At 73.3% G+C, this 19,671-nt stretch carries 17 protein-coding genes and 1 pseudogene; 10 read left to right on the top strand and 8 right to left on the bottom strand.

Annotated features, from left to right (window positions below):
* Positions 1–18 precede the first annotated feature (18 nt).
* Positions 19–1,125, bottom strand: a complete 1,107-nt coding sequence (locus ACN27G_RS06830) for a DUF418 domain-containing protein (RefSeq protein ID WP_421491925.1) — start codon at positions 1,123–1,125, stop codon at positions 19–21.
* A gap of 173 nt (positions 1,126–1,298) precedes the next feature.
* Here ACN27G_RS06830 and ACN27G_RS06825 point away from each other — a divergent pair, with 173 nt between their 5' ends.
* The 5 genes from ACN27G_RS06825 (at position 1,299) to larC (ending at position 5,404) form a co-directional block, all read left to right on the top strand.
* Positions 1,299–2,564 (top strand): serpin family protein, encoded by a 1,266-nt coding sequence (locus tag ACN27G_RS06825; protein ID WP_421491924.1) that lies wholly within the window; start codon positions 1,299–1,301, stop codon positions 2,562–2,564.
* Between the two features lie 64 nt (positions 2,565–2,628).
* Positions 2,629–2,877 (top strand): hypothetical protein, encoded by a 249-nt coding sequence (locus ACN27G_RS06820; protein ID WP_421491923.1) that lies wholly within the window; start codon positions 2,629–2,631, stop codon positions 2,875–2,877.
* On the top strand, positions 2,874–3,188 hold the full coding sequence (locus tag ACN27G_RS06815) for a type II toxin-antitoxin system PemK/MazF family toxin (protein WP_421491922.1): 315 nt from the start codon (positions 2,874–2,876) through the stop codon (positions 3,186–3,188). The genes ACN27G_RS06820 and ACN27G_RS06815 overlap by 4 nt, the downstream gene beginning before the upstream one ends.
* A 108-nt stretch (positions 3,189–3,296) precedes the next feature.
* On the top strand, positions 3,297–3,998 hold the full coding sequence (larB, locus tag ACN27G_RS06810) for a nickel pincer cofactor biosynthesis protein LarB (RefSeq protein ID WP_421491921.1): 702 nt from the start codon (positions 3,297–3,299) through the stop codon (positions 3,996–3,998).
* Positions 3,995–5,404, top strand: a complete 1,410-nt coding sequence (gene larC / locus ACN27G_RS06805; protein ID WP_421491920.1) for a nickel pincer cofactor biosynthesis protein LarC — start codon at positions 3,995–3,997, stop codon at positions 5,402–5,404. Before larB ends, larC begins: the two co-directional genes overlap by 4 nt.
* Here the strand turns inward: larC and ACN27G_RS06800 are convergent.
* The 6 genes and pseudogenes from ACN27G_RS06800 to ACN27G_RS06775 all read right to left on the bottom strand — a co-directional run.
* Positions 5,294–6,565 (bottom strand): annotated as a pseudogene (locus tag ACN27G_RS06800) (amino acid permease); the annotation flags it as partial. The gene larC and the pseudogene ACN27G_RS06800 sit on opposite strands and share 111 nt — an antisense overlap.
* Positions 6,566–6,654: 89 nt before the next feature.
* Positions 6,655–8,406 (bottom strand): carbamoyltransferase, encoded by a 1,752-nt coding sequence (locus tag ACN27G_RS06795; protein WP_421491919.1) that lies wholly within the window; start codon positions 8,404–8,406, stop codon positions 6,655–6,657.
* A 71-nt stretch (positions 8,407–8,477) separates the two neighbouring features.
* Positions 8,478–9,752 carry an ATP-grasp domain-containing protein gene (locus ACN27G_RS06790; protein WP_421491918.1) on the bottom strand — a complete coding sequence of 425 codons (1,275 nt, stop codon included), beginning with the start codon at positions 9,750–9,752 and terminating at the stop codon, positions 8,478–8,480.
* Complete coding sequence (locus ACN27G_RS06785; protein ID WP_421491917.1) at positions 9,749–11,200, bottom strand: MFS transporter; 1,452 nt, start codon at positions 11,198–11,200, stop codon at positions 9,749–9,751. The genes ACN27G_RS06790 and ACN27G_RS06785 overlap by 4 nt, the downstream gene beginning before the upstream one ends.
* Positions 11,197–11,574: a hypothetical protein gene (locus tag ACN27G_RS06780; protein ID WP_421491916.1), complete on the bottom strand. Its 378-nt coding sequence runs from the start codon at positions 11,572–11,574 to the stop codon at positions 11,197–11,199. Before ACN27G_RS06780 ends, ACN27G_RS06785 begins: the two co-directional genes overlap by 4 nt.
* Positions 11,575–11,668: 94 nt before the next feature.
* The gene (locus ACN27G_RS06775; protein WP_421491915.1) at positions 11,669–12,898 is read right to left on the bottom strand and encodes an ATP-grasp domain-containing protein; all 1,230 of its coding nucleotides are present in this window, start codon (positions 12,896–12,898) and stop codon (positions 11,669–11,671) included.
* A 309-nt stretch (positions 12,899–13,207) separates the two neighbouring features.
* Here ACN27G_RS06775 and ACN27G_RS06770 point away from each other — a divergent pair, with 309 nt between their 5' ends.
* On the top strand, positions 13,208–14,482 hold the full coding sequence (locus tag ACN27G_RS06770) for a helix-turn-helix domain-containing protein (protein ID WP_421491914.1): 1,275 nt from the start codon (positions 13,208–13,210) through the stop codon (positions 14,480–14,482).
* A gap of 130 nt (positions 14,483–14,612) precedes the next feature.
* Here ACN27G_RS06770 and aroF read toward each other — a convergent pair whose 3' ends face one another.
* Positions 14,613–15,668, bottom strand: a complete 1,056-nt coding sequence (gene aroF, locus ACN27G_RS06765; protein WP_421491913.1) for a 3-deoxy-7-phosphoheptulonate synthase — start codon at positions 15,666–15,668, stop codon at positions 14,613–14,615.
* A 162-nt stretch (positions 15,669–15,830) separates the two neighbouring features.
* Here aroF and ACN27G_RS06760 point away from each other — a divergent pair, with 162 nt between their 5' ends.
* Genes ACN27G_RS06760 through ACN27G_RS06745 form a run of 4 tightly spaced genes read left to right on the top strand, consistent with a single transcriptional unit; the run spans position 15,831 to position 19,669 of the window.
* Positions 15,831–16,505 carry a cyclase family protein gene (locus ACN27G_RS06760; RefSeq protein WP_421491912.1) on the top strand — a complete coding sequence of 225 codons (675 nt, stop codon included), beginning with the start codon at positions 15,831–15,833 and terminating at the stop codon, positions 16,503–16,505.
* Positions 16,502–17,656 (top strand): DUF362 domain-containing protein, encoded by a 1,155-nt coding sequence (locus ACN27G_RS06755; RefSeq protein WP_421491911.1) that lies wholly within the window; start codon positions 16,502–16,504, stop codon positions 17,654–17,656. Before ACN27G_RS06760 ends, ACN27G_RS06755 begins: the two co-directional genes overlap by 4 nt.
* The gene (locus ACN27G_RS06750) at positions 17,649–19,079 is read left to right on the top strand and encodes an anthranilate synthase component I family protein (RefSeq protein WP_421491910.1); all 1,431 of its coding nucleotides are present in this window, start codon (positions 17,649–17,651) and stop codon (positions 19,077–19,079) included. The genes ACN27G_RS06755 and ACN27G_RS06750 overlap by 8 nt, the downstream gene beginning before the upstream one ends.
* Positions 19,076–19,669 (top strand): anthranilate synthase component II, encoded by a 594-nt coding sequence (locus ACN27G_RS06745; RefSeq protein ID WP_421491909.1) that lies wholly within the window; start codon positions 19,076–19,078, stop codon positions 19,667–19,669. The genes ACN27G_RS06750 and ACN27G_RS06745 overlap by 4 nt, the downstream gene beginning before the upstream one ends.
* Positions 19,670–19,671: the final 2 nt, after the last annotated feature.

Here is a 19,671-nt window from a genome sequence, read left to right as displayed (position 1 = left end):
CTCGATCGGGGGCGGGTGTCAACGGGTGGCGTCGGAGCGGGCGGGCCGGTCGCGTCGCAGCGGGGGCCGCTGCCACCACGTCACCCAACGCCACAGCCACTCGACCGGGCCCTGGCGGCACCGGCGCAGCCAGAGTACCGACCAGCTCCACTGCACCAGGAGCACCGCCGTGGCGACCGCGACCACCCCGCCGACCGGCCAGCGGTCCGAGCCGCCGACCAGGCCGGAGATCAGCAACACCAGCACCGTCGCGGTCAGGTAGTTCGTCAGCGCCATCCGCCCCAGCGGCCGGAAGACGGCGGTCAACGCTCCGGCCAGCCGGGTCCGCATCAGCAGCAGGATCCCGCAGACGTAGGCGGCGGCGGTCAGCAACCCGGCCGTCGGATAGGCGATCCGGAACGCCGTACCGCCCGGGTCCGTCGAGCCGGCGTGCGACTGGAGCAGCGCCACGGGCACGGCGGCGAGCGCGAAGACCGACCCCAGGACCGCGGTCGTACGCGTACCGGAGTCGATCCGCGCGATCACCCCGTACCGGGTCAGGGCGGAGCCGAGCAGGAAGAGACCGGGGATCACCGAGTACCAGCCGCCGAGCAGGGCCACCGGGAGCACGACGAGCGCCCCGGCGGCGATCGCCACCACGCGGCGGGGCAGCCAGGTGGCGGGGAGCAGGACCAACAGGCCGACGGCCGCGTACACGGCGAGGACGTCACCCCGCCACAACACCAGGAAGTGAAACAGGCCGATCGCCAGCAGCGCCAGCAGCCGACGCAGCAGCACCACCCGGGGGTGCCGGGCCCGCGCCCGCGCCGACTCCAGCAACAGCGAGAAGCCGACGCCGAACAGGAACGAGAAGATCGGAAAGAACCGCTGGTCGACCATCAGGTGCAGCACCGACGCGACGGTCGGCTCCGGTAGGTGCTCGGCGCTGGGTCCGCCGCCGCGGTGGGCGATCGGCTTCACGTTCGCCAGCAGGATGCCGCAGAGGGCGAAGCCCCGGAGTACGTCGAGAGCGGCGATCCGCTCCCGCCGGGGTGTGGCAGTGTCCGCTCTCCCCTGCGGGGCTGGCCGGAGCCGGCCGCCGTCGACGATGTCGATGTCGATGTTCTCTGAACCGTGCCGTGACATGCCCGGAAGCCTCGCCCGCACCGCCGTCCCGGCTCGTCGGCCGGAAGTCCACGCCGGCACCGGAACCGTCGTACTTTCGGCCATTCGATCCCGCCGCCGGGCGTCGGCGTCGCATGCGGGCACGGAACCGGCCCGGCTCGACCGGCGTCGAACCGGCGGACAGGAGGTCGATCGTGCACACGCCCCGACATGCCGCGACGCTACCCACCCGCGCCTGCGCGGTCCTGGTCACCGCTGCGATGCTGCTGGCCGGCTGTGGCACGGCCGAACCGCCCGGCGACGCCGCGCGTATCGACGCGCGGCTGGTCGCCGAACTCGCGCCGGGCGACGCCGAGGCGGTGGGCCGGGCGGTCAACGACTTCGCCTTCGACCTCTTCGGTGAGGTGGCCGGCGGCGAGCGGAACACCGTCGTCGCACCGCTGTCGATGACCGTACTGGTGGCCATGCTGCTGGCCGGTGCCGGCGGCGACACCGCCACCGAGATCGGCGGGGTGCTGCGCCTCGGCGACCGGCGCGACGTGCGGGTCGGTGCGCTGTTGCGGAGGCTGGCCGACACCGACGAGGTGACGCTCTCGGTGGCCGACTCGCTCTGGGCCGACCGGGGCAGGCCGTTCGAGGAGGAGTACCTGACGTTCCTGCGCCGCACCTTCGGCGCCACCGTGGAGGAGGCCGATCTCGGCTCGCCCGACACCGCTGAGAAGATCGACGCCTGGGCGGCCGAGCACACCGACGGGCTCATCGACGACATCGCCACAGACCTCGGGCTGCCCGACCCGGCGGCGGTCCTGGTGCTACTCAACGCGGTCTACTTCCTCGCCGAGTGGACGACCCGGTTCGACCCCGCCCGGACCCGGCCGGCACCGTTCACGCTGCCCGGCGGCGAAACGGCCGAGGTGCCGACGATGCACCTGACCGGCGAGACGTTCGGCCACACGCAGCGGGACGGTTACCGCATGCTGCGGCTGCCCTACGGCGACGACGGCCGGTACGGCATGGAGATCATGCTGCCGGATCCGGGCAACACCCTGGAGGGCCTGGTCGGCTCGCTCGACGCCGCCGAGTGGCGCGCCGCCGTCGGCAGCCTCACCGGGCAGACCGTCGACGAACTCGTCCTGCCCCGCTTCGAACTGCGTTGGACGGGCGAGCTGACCGAACCGCTACGCCGGCTCGGCGTCTCCGCCGCGTTCACCCCGGGCCGGGCCGACTTCCGACCGATGTCTCCGGCCGCGCCGTGGCTGGAGACGGTCGTACACAAGACCTACCTGCGGGTGGACGAGCGCGGCACCGAGGCCGCCGCCGTCTCCGGCGGGGTGATGGCCGTCTCGGCGCGACTGGCCGAGACCGTGTTCCGCGTCGACCGGCCGTTCGCGTTCACCATCTCCGACCAGCAGACCGGGACGATCCTCTTTCTCGGCGCCGTCACCGACCCACGCGGCTGACCGCAGCCCTGCGCTCCCGGCTGCAAAGACCGGCGTCATCCTGTCCTCGCGGTAGGATGAAAGTATGACCGTAAAGCTCAGCATCAGCGTGCCCGACGACGTCGCCGCCTATCTGCACAGCCAGGGCAACGCGTCCGCCGCCGTGGTCGAGGCTGTGCGCCGCTTCCTCCCGGAAGCACGCCGGGCACGCCAGCGGGAGGCGGCTCAGGCGTACGGCGAGTACCTGCGTCGGCGCTCCGCCCGACAGGCCGAGCAGGACCGGGCGCTGATCGAGGAGAGTAACGACATCGCCCTACGTGACTCGCAGTGGTGAGACGCGGGCAGATCTGGACCCTGCTCCGGGGCAGCGCCCGGCACCGCGTGCTGGTGATCAGCAACGACGAATACAACAGCGTCGACGAGCTCGCCATCTGGGCCCTGACCGTTGTCCGCGACGTACCGCACCCGAACCATCTGGTGGTACGCCTCGACGCCGACGATCCGCTCGCCGGAGCGTACGTCAGGATTCACGGCGTCGTGCAGGTCCTGGACCGTACCGCACTGCGCGACAATCACGGCTTTGTCTCGCACACCACGATGGGAGCCGTCGAGACGGCGCTTCGGGAGTTCCTGGAACTCCCGTAGCACGCTCGCGGTCGGGAACGCCGGTGTCACGGTCTCGGCACGGGGCGGCTCACCTTCTCGATCTCGGGGCATTTCCGCCGGTCGATCCCCTGACTATAGTCAGGGGCAGTGAGTGAGATCGGAGAGCGCGAGGCGGATCTCGGGTTCGCCCGGCTGGACCTCGGCCGGGCGGCCCGCACCGGCGACCCGGAGGTCGTCTTCGGGGCGGGCAAGACGCCCGAGCAGGTGGTCACCGCCCTGCGGCGGCTGGCCGCCGCCCATCCCGACCGGGCAGTGCTCGCCACCCGCCTGACCCCGCCGATGATCGCCCTGATCCGCGCGGACCTGCCGGCGGCGGAGGTCGACGAGGTGGCCCGGACCGTCACGCTCGGTCCGCCACCGGCACCGGTCGGCGCCGTCGCGGTGGTCTGCGCCGGCACCTCCGACCTGCCGGTCGCCCGGGAGTGCGCCACCACGGTACGGGTCTTCGGCGCCACGCCGGACCTGGTGGTCGACGTCGGCGTGGCCGGGCTGCACCGGCTGCTCGCCCAGCGGGACCGGATCGCCGCCGCCGACGCGGTGGTGGCGGTCGCCGGGATGGAGGCGGCGCTGCCGTCGGTGCTCGGCGGACTGATCGGAGTGCCGCTGATCGCGGTGCCCACCAGTGTCGGGTACGGCTGGCACCTGGACGGTCTCACCGCCTTCGTCGGCATGCTCAACTCGTGCGCCCCCGGGGTCGTCTGTGTCAACGTCGACAACGGCTTCGGCGCCGGGGTCGCCGCCGCCCGGATCGCCCGAACCGTCCACAGGTCCGCAGCGGCCGGCGCATGACCACCGTCGGCTGGATCGACGCCGGCAACGGGGCGGCCGGCGACATGCTGCTCGCGGCCCTGGTCGACGCCGGGGCGGACCGCGCCCTCGTCCTCGACGGCCTCGGCCGGCTGCCGGTGGAACCGGTCCGGGTGGCGTTCCGGGAGACCCGCCGGCACGGGTTGCGTGCCCTGCACGCCGGGGTCGAGGTGCCGGAGAGCCGGCACCGCCGCACCCTCACCGACGTCCTGGCCCTGCTCGACCCGGCGCCGGCGCCGGCCGCCGACTTCGCCCGCCGGGTCTTCCTGCGGTTGGCCGGCGCCGAGGCCGCGGTGCACGGCATCGAGCCGGCGCAGGTGCACTTCCACGAGGTCGGCGCGCTGGACGCGATCGTCGACGTACTCGGCTGCGCGCTCGCGCTGCACTCGCTCGGCCTGCTGGAGGCGGAGGTGGTGGTCTCGCCGGTCGCGGTCGGCAGCGGTACGGTCGGCACCGCGCACGGCCCGCTGCCGGTGCCGCCCCCGGCCGTGCTGCGGCTGCTCGCCGAGGCCGGGATGCCGACCGCCGCGCACGCCGGGGCCGGCGAACTCTGCACGCCGACCGGGGCCGCACTCCTCGCCACCCTCGCCACCGGCTTCGGGCCGCTGCCGGCCGGCACGCCCCGGCGGATCGGGGTGGGTGCCGGCCGCCGCGACCCGGCGACCCACGCCAACGTGCTGCGGGTCGTCCTCACCGACGGCGCCGCCGGGGCGGACCCGCCACGCGGTGACGACCTGCTGGTGCTGGAGACCACCGTGGACGACCTGGATCCGCGGCTCTGGCCGGAGGTGCTGGCCACGATGCGGGAGGTCGGCGCGGCCGACGCCTGGTGTACGCCGGTGCTGATGCGCAAGGGCCGCCCCGGCCACGTACTCACGGTTCTCGCCGCGCCCGCCGTGGCCGACGCGGTCAGCACGGCGATCTTCCGGCACACCTCCGCGCTGGGCGTCCGGTCCCACCCGACGCGCCGGTTGGCGCTGCCCCGGGACCGGGTCGTGGTCGACTACCACGGCCGGCCCGTCGGAGTGAAGCGCGGCCTCCTCGGCGCAGAGGTGGTGACCGTGCAGCCGGAGTACGACGAGGCCCGAACGGCCGCGACCACGACCGGCCGGCCGCTTCGACAGGTGCTCGACGAGGTGCGCGCCGCCGCCCGACGCGCCCGGGTCGCCAGTCGCGGCGGCCCGGGCGCGAAGGGTTCGGAGTCATCCGACGCCGTGCCGCCTCCGGAGGGCGAAATACCCGAGGACGATCGCCAGCACGAACGGCGCGCCGACGTACCAGGCGTCCCGGAACATCGGCACGAACGCCATCCCGACCACCATCGCGACGAGCACGACCAGGGTGACCGCGCCGGTCAGCTCGCCACCGGCGAGCCGGAAGCCGGGTGAGGCCGCGGCCTCCTCGCCGGGCCCACCCGCGCCGCCATCCCCGCCGGGACGGCGGCGGCGGAACGCCAGATACGTCGCCAGGATCAGCGCCCAGCAGGTGAGGCCACCGAACGCCGAGACACCGAGCATCTTGGCGAACGCGGTCTCCGGGGAGAGCGCGCTCACCGCCGCCGCGACCGCCACCCCGCCCGCCGAGGCGAGGACGGCGCCGGCCGGTACCGCCCGGCGGGAGAGCCGGGCGGTGAAGGCCGGGGCCTGCCGGTCCGCGCCCAGCGAGTACAGCGTGCGGACCGCGACGTACATCAGCGTGTTGAGCGCCGACAGCGCCGCCGTCAGCACGACGAAGTTCATCACCGCCGCCGCGGCCGGCAGGCCGACCCAGTCCAGGATGACGACGAACGGGCTGGCGGCGAGTTCCCCGGTCGGGGTGCCGAGCGCGGCGAGCGCCGAGACCACCACGAAGATCGTCAACACGTAGAAGAGCCCGAGCCGGAAGATCGTCCACCGGGCGGCCCGGGGCAGGTCCCGCCGTGGCGCCACCGACTCGTTGACGGTGAGCGCGAGCGCCTCCGTACCGCCGTAGCTGAACATGGTGAGGATCATCGCGGCGCCGAGCCCGGTGAGCCCGTGCGGCAGGAACGGGGCGTCGGCGGACCAGGCGGCCAGGCCCGGCGCCGGCCGGTCCGGCAGGCCGGCGAAGAGGTAGGTGACGCCGAGGACGAGAAAGACCACGATCGCGGAGACCTTGACCATGGAGAGCCAGTACTCGGCGGTGCCGAAGAGGCGTACGGTCGCCAGGTTGGCCACCACCACCGCACCGGCCGCCGCGACCACCGGTATCCACATCGGCAGCCCCGGCCACCAGTACTTCAGGTAGACGCCGATCGCCACCGCCTCGGCGCCCATGGTCACCGTCACCACGGCCCAGTACAGCCACCGGACCACGAAGCCGGCGAGCGGCCCGAGGTAGCGGTGGGCCATCCCGCCGAAGCCGTTGACCTCCGGGTGGGCGACCGCCATCTCGATAGCCGCGTAGATCACCGCGAGCGCGACGACGGCCCCGATGGCGTACGTGACGACGGCCGCCCGGCCCGCCAGGTCCAACGTCACGGCCGAGCCGAGGAACAGCCCGGTGCCGATGGCGCCGCCGATGGCGATCATGCTGATCTGCCGGGAGCGCAGCCCGCGTTGCAGTGTCGCCGGGGCGGGCGCCTCCCCGGCCGGCGGCGCGGCTCCGACCCGCAGCCCGGTCACGACGGGACCGTCTCGGTCAGCGGCTCGTGCGCCGGATGCGTCGCCGGGGTCGCCCGGTCCCGCTTCCGCACCAGGTACGGGCCGAGGTAGAGATGGTCCAGCTCGGTGTTGAGGAAGGTCCGCACCGCGTCCGCCGGGGTCTCCACGATCGGCTCACCGGCGTCGTTGAACGAGGTGTTGAGCACGACCGGCACCCCGGTCCGCTCGTGGAAGGCGCTGATCAGCGCGTGGTAGCGGGGATTGACCTCGGCGTCGACCGTCTGCACCCGCGCCGTACCGTCCACATGGGTGATCGCCGGCACCCGGGCCCGGCGGTCCTCGCGGACCTCCGGCACGAAGAGCATGAAGGGGCTGTCGACGGTCATCTCGAACCACTCGTCGGCGTGCTCGGCAAGGACCGACGGCGCGTACGGCCGGAACGGCTCCCGGTGCTTGACCACGATGTTGAGGTAGTCCCGCATCGCCGGGTGCCGGGGGTCGGCCAGGATGCTGCGCTGGCCGAGCGCGCGCGGCCCGATCTCCGAGCCACCCTGCACCCAGGCCACCACCCGGTGCTCGGCGAGCAGGTCGGCGACCTCGTCGAGGCCGGCCTCGCGCACCTCCACCCGGTCGGCGACCGCGTCCAGCGCCGCCCGCACCGAGTCGTCCGGGTAGACCCGGCCGACCCCGGCGGAGGCGAGGTGCCGCCGCCGCGACCCGCGCAGCAGTTCGTGGTAGCCGTAGGCGGCGCAGCCGATCGCCACCCCGGCGTCGCCGGCCGGCGGGGAGACGAAGACGTCGTCGAAGATCCCTTCGGCGGCGATCCGCTGGTTCGCCACCGAGTTGAGCGCCACCCCGCCGGTCAGGCAGAGCCGCGACCGGCCGGTGACCTCGCGGGCCCGCCGGGCCAGGTGCAGCATCGCCGCCTCCAGCTCGTCCTGGGCCTTGCGGGCGACGTCCATGGCGAACTGGGAGTTCCAGGACTCCGGGGCGGCCGGGTCGTACCCGTCGCCGTCGGCGGCGTGCCACTCGGCGTACGCCTTCTCCAGGGCGGCGACGTCCACCCGGATGTCGTCGCCGTCGAGGTGCAGCAGCGTCCCCCAGTCCGGCCGGGGCCGGCCGTACGGGGCGAGGCCCATCGTCTTGCCGGCCTCGGTGTAGCCGCCGCAGCCGTACATCCCCCAGGTCGGGTGCCCCCAGCGGGTGACGAAGCCGAGCTTCGCGGTGAAGAACTCGTAGAAGAGCCCGAGGCCGACGTCGCTGGCGTCCGGGGCGTAGCTGGCGCCCGCGGCCCGGTTCAGGGTGGTCCCCTCGGCCGTGAAGATGGTGTGCTTCTCGATCCGCCCGCTGCCCGGGATGCGGCTGCCGACGCCGTCCACCACGAGGACGGCGGCGTCCTCGTACGGGGAGGTGAAGTAGCCGGTGTAGGCGTGGGCCAGGTGGTGCGAGGGGAGCGGCAGGGAGCGGATCTTCGTCTTGTCGCGGATCGGCAGTTCCCGCCGCAGGCGCTCGACGGCGCCGTCCCGGAGCGGGCGGTTGCCCACCACCAGGTCGAGTTCGTCGATGCCGACGTCGGCGGCGTCGAGGCAGTAGGTGATGGCCTTCATCGGGATCACCTTGGTCAGCCGTTCGAAGTGGCCGGCGATCATGAAGCCTTCGGAGTGCTTGATCCGGTCGAGTCGCTCCTCTTCGACCGCGGCGACGATCTCGCCGTCGCGGAGGAGACATGCCGAGCGGTCGTGGCTGAGATTCACCCCGAGCACGAGCATGCGCGTTCCTTCCGTTGGAGGGATGACGGGTGTGGCCCGAGGAGGCCACGTCCGGGTGCCGCGCCCGGGGCTCAGCCGGCCGTGCTGATTACCGGGCGCAGCGTGCGTTCGGCGCTGGCCAGCGCCGCGAGAACGTCCTTGCGACTGTCGCCGGTGGCGAGGACGAGTGCGAAGCAGGAGACGGGGTTGGCGGGGTACTCGAGCACGACGTCGTCGCCGGGCCGGGACATCCAGCGGATCGCCTGGACGCCGGGGATGCGCCGGGTCTCCTCCTCGCCCTCGAAGCCGGTGATCCGGCCGGTCCGTTCGGCGAGCAGTGCGGTGAACCCGGCGGTACGGCTCGGCGGTGCCACCTCCGGACGCTCGCCGAGCACCGCCCGCAGGTATTCCCGGGGTCCCCACACGCCGCTGGCGGCGCGGAGCGACTCCTGGACGAACGCCGTGGTGCCGCCGAGGCGGCCGTTGATTTCGATGATCTTCGGTCCGTCGGTGGTGCGGCGCACCTCGATGTGCGCCGCACCCGTGCCGGCGCCGACCGCCACCAGCGCGGCGGAGGCGATCCGCACCAGTTCGTCGTACGCCTCCGGGTCCAGGTCGGGCGGGGTGACGTAGATCCGTTCGATGAAATAGTCGCCCTCCCACTCGGAGGGCTTGTCGTGGATGCCGAGCACGAAGACCTGGCCGCCGGTGTAGACGACGTCGACGGCGTACTCCGGGCCGTCGAGGAACTCCTGCACGAGGACGCCCCGCCGCTCCGGGTCCATGTAGATGGCGCTCACGTTCGGCACCGCGTACTCGCCCTGCCGGAACTCGGCCCGCTCCGGCAGGCCGACGATCATCGGGTACGCGGTGGCGACCGACTCCGCGTCGGCGGCCTTCACCACCCCCTGGCTGGAGGCGCTGGACTGCGGCTTGACCACCACCGGATAGCCGATCCGCTCGGCGGCGGCCACCGCCTCCTCGACCGAACCGACCAGTTCGGAGCGGGGGCAGGGCACCCCGGCGGCGCGCAGCGCGGTCATCGTGGCGGCCTTGTCGCGCATCGCCATCACCGCCTCCGGCGAGTTGCCCGGCAGTCCGAGGTCGGCGGCGACCCGGGCCGCGCCGCGCAGCGCCCCCTCGTGGAAGCAGGCCACCGCGTCGATCCGGTGACCGGCCGCCACGTACTCGCCGACGGCTGCGGCGACGGCGTGCTCGTCCATCTCGTCGACGGCCAGGTGGGTGTCGTAGCAGGCGGGGTCGGCGGGCGCCCGCTTGGCCGCGACGACGACCCGCAGCCCCAGCTCGCGTGGGGTGCGCAGCAGGTCCTGGTTGGCGGAGGACGCGACGATCAGCAGGGTCTTCATGAAGCCTCCAGGGCGCTCTTCTCCGGCTCGCCGGCCGGTTCCGGTATGGAGGTTGGCGTGCCGGTCGGGGCGGGTGCCGGCGTGCCGGTCGGGGCGGGTGCCGGCGTGCCGGTCGGGGCGGGTGCCGGCGTGCCGGTCGGGGCGGGTGCCGGCGTGCCGGTCGGGGCGGGTGTGGTGTCGGACGAGGCGTTGCCGGGCAGCACGCCGCCACGGATGCCGAGCAGCGACACCATGCAGACGGCACCGCAGATCAGCCAGAAGGCGCGGTCGGTCAGCGCCCAGAGCACGGTGCCGACGGCGGGCCCGACGGCGAAGCCGAGGTTCTGCACCGCGCTGGCCGCGCCGAGGTAGCGGCCGCGCATTCCCGCCGGTGCCACCCGGGCCGGATAGGAGAAGAAGGTCGGGGCACCGATGATCTCGCCGAGGGTCCAGACCAGCGTCGCGACGAAGATCCCGACGATCCCCCAGGGGAAGGCGTACAGCGCCATGCCGACGCCGATCAGCGCGTAGTTGAGCGCGAGCGCGGTGCGGAACGACCAGCGCTGCACGATCTTTGTCAGGGGAAGTTCGCAGGTGGTCACGACGATCGCGTTGAGGCTCAGCAGCGTGGCGTAGAGGGCGGTGGGGTAGCCGGACTCGACCACGTGCAGCGGAAGCGTCGACAGGTGCTGGAAGTAGACCAGGGTCACCACGAAGACGGTGCCGAGGAAGAGCAGGAAACGGTGGTCCCGCAGGATCGTGCCGCGCTCCCCCTCCGTACCGGCCGGGGTGACGGCGGCGGTTCCGGCACCCGTCCCGGCGCCGGTCGGCGCGGCGGCCGGCGCGGCGGCCGGCGCGGCGGCCGGCGCCGGCTCGGCCGGCAGCAGGGCGTAGGCCAGCAGCGCGAGTGCCAGCAGCGCGACCGCCTCGGTCCAGAAGAGCGCGCCGAAGCTCCACGCCACCAGGGCCGCGCCGATGAGTGGTCCGACCGCCGTGCCCACGCTGGACGCGAGCCGGTACATCGCGAAGATCATGGTGTAGCGGCTCGGCGGCACCATGTCGGCGAGCAGCGCGGACGAGGCCGGACGGTACGCGTAGCCCAGTGCGCCGACCAGCCCCACCACGGCGAGCACGGCGGGCAGGTTCGGTGCGTGGTAGACCGCGCCGGTCAGCGCGCCGGTCGCCGCCGAACTGTAGACGATGGTGCGACGGCAGCCGATCCGGTCGGTCAGCCAGCCACCGGCCAGGCCACCGATCACTCCGCCGAACCCGTACGCGCCGAGGGCGAGCCCGGCGTCCCCGGCGGAGTAGCCACGGTCGGTCAGGTAGAGCACCAGGAAGAAGGGCAGAAAGGCGCCCATCCGGTTGACCAGCATTCCGAAGATGAGGATCCGGGCCGGGGCGGGCGCCTCGCGGAAGGTCGCGATGATCTTCGCGCCACGGTCCGGCCCGCCCATCGGTCCGCTCATCGGTCCGCATCCGGGCAGACGCAGGCGACACCGCTGGCCAGCCGCTGCCGGTCGGCGGCGGCGACCACCGCGAACCGGGCGTTGCTGACGGCGGCGCGGGCGCCGTCGAAGACCTCCCGGAGGTGGCAGGCCGGGCAGCGCTCCGGCGGCCGGCAGCCGCAGCCGGCGTGCGGGCCGGTCAGCGTGGCGGCGGCGAGCGCCGCCTCGGCCAGGGCGAGGCAGGTCTCCCCCGCGGGGTCGGAGTGGCGCGAGCGCTGCCGGACGAGCGCGATGCCCCGCCGGAACGCCTCGGCGGCGCAGCCGTCCTCCGTGGAGCCCGATCCGGCGACACCGATCTCTTGACTGTAGACAGCGCCGTCCCTGACTCTTGTCATACTCTCATGTAAACCCACTCGTGCCATGACTTCAAGAGCAGGTTTCGATAGACGCGAGCTGATCTTCTCCGGTCGGGGCAGCCGACCGGAACGGTCAGCGTTCCCGCGGCAGCCGGGTGCCGGTCACCCGGACCGCCCGGGGCACCAGATCCAGGGTGCGCCGGCAGGACTCCGCCGTGTCGCCGACCGCGACGGCGAGCCCGAGCCGGTCCAGGACGTGCTGGCGGGGCGGCAGCCGCAACCGCTGCCCAGGGGTGGCGAGCAGCTTCAGCTCCCAGAGACCGGGTGGCATCGCGGACCAGTCGACGTGGATGTCGGTGACCCGCATGTCGTGTGCGGGGTAGAGCCAGCGGATGCCTGCCGCGCAGGTCCGGCCGGGAGTGAGCGCCGGGGTGCCGCCGAGAGCGAGCGCCGCCGCCGCCTCCAGCAGGTCGACCCCGGTGGCGAGCTGCCCGAGGTACGGGATCAGGTCGCCGCCGAACCGGCCGTTGATCTCCACGATCCGCGGCCCGGACGGGGTCAGCCGGATCTCCGTGTGTGTGATCCCGTGTGTCCAGCCGATCGCGCGGTGCGCCGCGGCGAGTATCCCGGTCAGCGCGGCGTCGGCGAGGAGATCGTCGCCGGCCCGCACCAGATGCCCGGTCTCTTCGAAGGTCGGCTTCAGGTCCTGACTCTTGTGCGCCACGACCACCGGCACCGTGCGACCGTCCCGGACGACGGTGTCCACACTGACTTCCGGACCGACCAGGTATTCCTCGACCAGGAAACCCGCGTGCCGGGGCACTCCCGCGAAGACGACCGCCCGGGCGTGGCGTACCGCCTCGGCGAGCTGCACCGGATCCTCGACCAGGCAGACCCCGACGCTGCCGGCCATGTCCCGGGGCTTGACCACCACCGGGTAACCGATCCGCTCGGCGGCGCGGGCGGCGCCGGGCAGGTCCGTCACCGGGACGGACCGCGGCTGCGGCACTCCGGCCCGGTCCAGCAGCCGCCGGCAGATCGCCTTGTCCCGGCAGGCGCGGGCGGCCTCCGGTGACGGCCCGGGCAGGCCGAGGGCGCGGGCCAGCTCCGCCGCCGGCACCACCCGCAGCTCGTCATAGCAGAGCACGCCGGCGACCGGGTTCCGTAGCCCGCGCACCGCCGCCGTCAGCGCCGTCACCGACATCGTCTCGACCACGGTGTACCCGGTCAGATAGGGAAGCTCCCACGTCGGTTGCCGCCCGGCCAGCAGCCAGAGCCGGTGCCGGCCGCTCAGCGCGCGGAGGACGTACTCCCGGTGGTCCTGGAATCCACTTTCGACGACCAGCAGGATCCCGTCGTCCACCAGGTGGCCCCTCCCCACGTACCCGCCGTCCGACCCGAGGGTAGTGCACCCGACCGGACAGGGCACCCGGAGAGTCACCGACCGGTGACCGTGGTCGCGCCACACGGAGACTATGACAAGGGGCCGGGAGGATTAGCAGCCTGTGTCAGACAGGTCAACGGAGCGTAGCTCCATCGACATGGGAACCAAGCTCCGGTCCAGCCACGCCGACCGGGGACGACGTCTCGGACCTGCCAGCCAATACACTTGATATTCGCTCGCATTTATTACACAAAGTGAGCGAACCGTTGCCGTAACGATGGAATGTATATGAACGTTTCTACCGGTTCCGTCGCCCAACCCGAGTTCGGTCGCCGACTGCGCGAGATCCGGCTGCGCTCCGGCCTCTCCCAGTCCGAACTCGCCGAGGGAGTGGCCAACCCCAGCTACGTCTCCATGCTCGAGTCCGGCAAGCGGACCCCGAGCCTGGAGATCGTGCTCCTGCTGTCCCGCCGCCTCTCGGTCTCCCCGTCCGAGCTCACCGGCACCGACCTGACCGGCGCGGAGAGCGAGGCCGGCCGCCGTGACGACGACTACCTCTCGCTGCAACTGCGTGCCCGGAGCGCGATGGAACTCGGCGACGCCGAGGGCGCCCGCGACGCCTTCGCGCAGATCTACCGCCGGGCGGCGGCCGGGACCGACGCCTACTGGATGACCTCGGCCGGGCTCTCGCTGGAGAGCGTCCTGCAGTCCCTCGGCGAGGACGGGGCACGGTTCGAACTCCTGGAGGAGCTGGAACGGATCACCCGGCAACAGGTCTCCGACGTCCGGCTGCGCGTGCTGACCTCGCTGGCCGACGTCGCCTGGGACACCGGCCGGCTACGCCGGGCGGAGCAGATCATCCGGGACGCCCTCGACCTGCTCCGCACCGAGGGCCGGGAGGGCACCACCGAACACATCCGCGCGCTCGGCATGCTCGTCGTGCTCCGCTGCGACCTCGGCGAGGTGGAGGGCGTCGACGCCCTGGTCGACCTGATGATCGAATCGGCGACCCGGGTGGGACGGCCGGTCACCATCGGCTGGGCGCACTGGTCCGCGGCGGTCGGATACGCCGTCATCGAGAACGTCGAGCGGGCGGTGGCGCACCTGACCCGGGCGGAGGAGCTGGCGGACGGCTTCCTCAACCGGGGCGAGTGGGTGTGGTTCTGCCGCTCCGCCGCCTCGATCCTGCTCTCCGCGGGGGCGAGCCTGGCACGGGTGCGCGCGTACGTGGAGCAGGCGGAGGGGGCCCTGCGGCACCACAGCCAGCCGGGCCAGCGGCTGCGCCTGTCCGTGGTGACCGCCCGCTACGAGTTGGCCAGCGGGGATCCGGCGAGCGCCGAGCGACGCTGCGTCGACCTGCTGGCCTCGACGGATCCGCAGTTGACCCCCGTCGACCGGGCCCGGGTCCTGGAACTGCACGCGCGGGCCCTGGCCACGCTGGAGCGTCCCGAGCCGGCCATCGAGCAGTTGCGGGCGGCAGCCCAGGCGTACGAGGCGATGGGCGCCTACCGGTGGGCGTCCCGGGCCTGGCGGGAGGTGGACCGGCTGCACCGGCCGCGGTAGCGGCGGCCGGGCGGCATCGCCCACGGCGGTAGCGGGTGCAGCGGCACCGCCCACGGCGGTAGCGGGACACCGCCCGGTGCCGAGCCGTCCCCGCCCCGCCCGCCCTGCCCCGCCCAGGGTCAGCCCAGGGTCAGCCCACCAGCGAACCCGCCGAGGCCGGCCGGGTGAGTCGGCGACCCAGTCCCTTGGCGAGCCGGCCCAGGTCGTCGAGGAGCCCGGCGAAGTCGGCCGGACCGAGCGCCTGGTCCTGGTCGCAGAGCGCGGCACCGGCGTTGTGGTGCACGTCGACGAGGAGGCCGTCGGCGCCGGCCGCCACCGCTGCCAGCGCCATCGGCCGGACCAGGTAGTCGCGGCCGGTCCCGTGGCTGGGGTCGACCACGATCGGCAGGTGGCTGAGCCGCTTCACCACCGGGACCGCGGAGAGGTCCAGGGTGAACCGGGTGCTCCGCTCGAAGCTGCGGATCCCGCGCTCGCAGAGGATCACCGCGCCGTTGCCACCGGCGAGGATGTACTCGGCGGCCGCCAGCCACTCGTCGACCGTCGCCCCGAACCCCCGCTTGAGCAGCACCGGGCGGCGGGTACGCCCGACCGCGCGCAGCAGCGCGAAGTTCTGCGCGTTGCGGGCGCCGATCTGGATGACCTGGGCGTACCGGGCGACCTCGGTCACCGAGGTCTCGTCCACGGCCTCGGTGACCACCGGCAGGCCGCACTCGCGCCCGACCTCGGCGAGCAGTTCGAGGCCGGGCCGGCCGAGCCCCTGGAACGAGTACGGCGAGGTGCGCGGCTTGTACGCCCCGCCGCGCAGCCCGGCGGCGCCGAGCCGGGCCACCTCGGTGGCGGTGCACCGCAACTGCGCCGCACTCTCCACCGCGCACGGCCCGGCCAGCACCGCGATGCCGCCGTTGCCGAGCTGGGCGGTGCCGAGGTCCACCACCGTCCGGATGTCGGAGTCGAACCGCCGGGCCAGGGGCGAGCCGTCGAGTGCCAGCATGGTCTGGGCGATCGCCGGCAGCCCTTCGAGCCGCTCGACGAGCGCCGGGCTGTCGTCGGAGTCGAAGATGAGCAGCCGGCGCCCGCCGATCAGGCACGCCACTGGCGTGTGCCCGGCCTCGCGCAGGGTGCCCACGGTCCGCGCGACCGCGTCGTCGGAGACGCCCTCCCGGAATATCGCGATTGTCGCTGCCATCGTCTGCCTTCCGCTCGTGTCCGGTGGCGGCGACCGGATCCGGAGATCCGGCCATAGACGTCTGTTGACCTTACCATTGTCATGCTCGGGGTTGACTCCTGTCATGTGCCACTGTTTCACTGGCATCGACAGAGCCGGATCCGACAGGTGACGGAGGGACGGATGACCCGTCTGATCGACATCACCCACGGCTACTACCCGGGCATGCCGTCGTACCCGGCGGACTGGTTTCCGCAGTTCGCGCTCCATCGGGCGATGACACCGGAGACCGACCCGAACGGCACCAAACGCACCTTCTCCCGCCTCGACCTCTTCCCGCACAACGCCACCCACATCGAGTACACCCTCCACTTCGACCCCTCCGGCGAGGGCATCGACCAGGTGCCGCTCTCCGTCCTGATCGGACGGGCGTGCGTCGCCGACCTGTCGCACAAGCGCGACCTCGAACCGGTCACCGGTGACGACCTGGAGGCCGCCGTCGGCACCGTCTTCCGGGCCGGGGACCGGCTGCTGATCCGCACCGACTACCTGCGGCACAACTGGGGCGCGCCGGACTACTGGGACCGGCCGCCGTACCTGACGCCCTCGGCCGCCGACTGGGCGGTCGACCGGGGTGCCGTGCTGGTCGGCTTCGACTGCCTCACCGAACGTCCCGGCGACACCGCCTCCCCGGTGCACCAGCGGCTGCTCGGCGCCCGCATCCCGCTGCTGGAGTACGTCACCAACCTGCACGAGGTCCGGCAGACCGTCGTACGGCTCCTCGCCCTGCCGATCAAGGTCGCCGGTGCCGAGGCCGCCCCGGCCCGGGCCGTGGTGATCGAGGAGGAGCCGTCGTGACCAGGGTCGCGCTGGCCCGGGCCGGCGCCGACCGGGACGCCGCGCACGCCGCGGTCGCCCGGGTGATGGAGCTGCTCGACGACCCGCTGCGGCACCTCGGCAGCGGTGACACGGTGCTGGTCAAGCCCAACATGTTCCAGCTCGCCGACGGCTTCCAGACCAACCGCGACCTGGTCGCGGCCGTCGCCGCCCGGGTGGCGGCCACCGGGGCCGAGGTGGTCGTCGCCGAACGCACCCGGCAGATCTACCAGCTTCTCGGCGACCACGAGACCGCCCGCTACGCCCGCATCCTCAGCCTGGACGACTGCCCGCTGCGGGTCACCGACATCCCCGGCGCCACCTCGCTGCGGGTGCCGATGGCGATCCCGGACGTCGTGCTCGACTGTGACTACTTCATCGGGATGCCGCAACTGCGCACCCACGCCAGCGTCGTCTACTCCAACGCGATGAAGAACCTGGTCGGCCTCCTCCCCGGGTACACCACCCGGATCGTGCACATGGCCGGGGTCGACGAGTCCACGGTGGACCTCAACCTGTTGCGCCCGCAGCACCTCGTCGTCGCCGACGCCACCGTGGCGATCGAGGGCAACTACCCGATGAAGGGGATACCCCGGCGGGTCGGGCTGGTCGCCGCCGGCACCAACGCGGTCGCGGTGGACGCCGTCGTCGGCGCCGCCGCCGGGTTCGACCCGGGAGAGGTCGCGTACCTGACCGACGCGCACCGGCGCGGGCTCGGGCCGGCCGACCCGGCCGAGGTGGAGATCGTCGGCGAGACCCTCGCCGACGTGGCGTTCACCCTGCGCCGCGCGCCGGTACGGATCGAGGTGCCCCGGCCCGGCATCCACGTCCACGCCGACCGGGCCTGTCCGGCCTGCCAGCGCTACATCGCCGGGGCGATGCAGGCGCTCGCCGACGAGTTGCGCCGGTGGCCGGGCGAGATGACCGTGATCGCCGGGCCGCACCCGGTCCCGCCGCCCCGGCGGGGTGCGGTGGTGCTGGTCGGGAACTGCCTCTACGAGCAGCGCGACCTCGGCATCTTCGTCGAGGGCTGCCCGCCGCGGGCGATCCAGCTCGCCGCCTTCCGCTACGCGATGGGACGCGAGGTGACCCCGCAGGAACGGACCCAGTTCCGGGTGCCGGCCCATGCCTGAGATCCACGTGTGCCGGCGCGCGTTGCCGGCGGGCGCGACCGCCGAGGCGTACGCCGACGCGCTCCCCGCCGACCGGGAGTTCATGCTCGTCGACTCCGTACCGGTGCAGGGCCGGCCCACCCGGCTGCTGGCGGTCGGCGCACTGCTGCGGGTGGTCGCGGACGGCGACACCGTCGTCGCCGTCGACGAGACGCGCCGGCCACTCCCCGTCGCCGCCGGCCCGGACCCGCTGGCCCGGATCATGCGGCTGCTGGCGGAGCTGCGGTTCACCGAACCGCTGCCGGCGCCACTGCGCTCCGCCTTCGGCTTCCTCTCCTACGAGGCGGCCCGGGGCTTCGAGAAACTGCCCGGCCGGCACGCCCGGGTCGTACCGGACTACCTGCTCATGGTGCCCCGGGCGGTGGCCGCCTTCGACGTGGCGACCGGCGACGCCGAGGTGGTCGGCCTGGGGCGTAGCGCCGCCGAGGCGGCCCGGGCGGCCGACACGCTGGCCGGCGGCCGCCCCCCGGCGACCGGGCGGCCGGCAGCCGCACCGGACCGGCCGGCCGGGACCGCGCGGGACGACCCGGTCCGGCCCTCGACCCGGCCCCCGGTGCGCGCCTCCTTCGACCGGGACAGCTTCGCCACGGCGGTGCGGCGCGCCCACGAGTACCTCCTCGACGGCGACATCTTCCAGGTGGTCCTCTCGCTGCGCTGGGACATCGCCACCGATCGGTCCGGCCTGGACCTCTACCGCCGGTTGGTCGCGGTCAACCCGTCGCCGTTCCAGTTCTGCTACCGGGGGCGGTCGCTCGCGGTGGTCGGCGCCTCGCCGGAACCGTTCGTCACGCTGCGCTCCGGCCGGTCCCGGTTGCGCCCGCTGGCCGGCACCCGCCCGCGCGGCCGGACACCCGCGCTGGACCGGGCCAACGAGTGCGAGCTGCTCGGCTCGGAGAAGGAGGCGGCCGAGCACCGGATGCTCGTCGACCTCGCCCGCAACGACCTCGGCCGGGTCTGCCGGCCCGGGTCGGTGCTGGTGGACGAGGTGATGGTGGTCGAACGGTACTCGCACGTCATGCACCTGGTCTCCAACGTGGTCGGCCAGCTCGACCCGGAGGCCGGCGCCGAGGCGGTGCTCCGGGCCTGTTTCCCGGCCGGCACCATGACCGGAGCGCCGAAGGTCCGGGCCATGGAGATCATCGACGAGTTGGAGCCCGCCGCCCGGGGTTACTACTCCGGTGCGGTCGGCCTGATCGCCCCCGACGAACTCGACACGTATCTGACGATCCGCAGCGCGGTGCTCCGTCCCGGCACGGTGAGCCTGCAGGCCGGGGCCGGCATCGTCGCGGACTCCCGGCCCGAGGACGAGTACGCCGAATGCCTGGCGAAGCTCGCCGCCACCGCCCGCGCGCTGGGCATCCAGTCCGACCGGAGCCTCGCATGATCTTCGTCATCGACAACTACGACTCGTTCGTCTACAACCTGGTGCAGTACCTCGGCACCCTGGGCCTGGAGACGGTGGTCCGCCGCCACGACGAGGTCGACCTCGACGACATCGCCGCCGCCCGGCCCGAGCTGCTGCTGATCTCCCCCGGGCCCGCCGCCCCCGAACAGGCCGGGATCTCCCTGGCCGCCGTGCGCCGGTTCACCGGGGTGCTGCCCATCCTCGGCGTCTGCCTCGGCCACCAGTGCATCGGGCAGGCGGCCGGCGGCCGGATCGTCCGGGCCCGCCGGCCGATGCACGGCAAGCGGTCGGTCGTCTTCCACGACGGCACCGGCGCCTTCGCCGGGCTGCCCCCGGCGATTTCCGTGGTCCGCTACCACTCGCTCGTCGTCGACGCCCGATCCGTCCCGGAGGACCTGCGGGTCACCGCCGTCTCCGACGACGGCGAGATCATGGCGGTCGCGCACCGCTTCGCCCCGACGATCGGGCTCCAGTTCCACCCCGAGTCCATCTTCACCGACCACGGCCGGCAGATCGTGCGCAACTGCGTCGACACGCTCGTCGCCGCACCCCAACCGGTCGCCGCATGAGT

The sequence above is a fragment of the Plantactinospora sp. WMMB334 genome, assembly GCF_049179095.1.
In the GTDB taxonomy this organism is placed as follows: Bacteria; Actinomycetota; Actinomycetes; order Mycobacteriales; family Micromonosporaceae; genus Plantactinospora.
The sequence above is the reverse complement of the archived record's forward strand: the minus strand, read 5'-3'. Positions and strand labels throughout refer to the sequence as shown.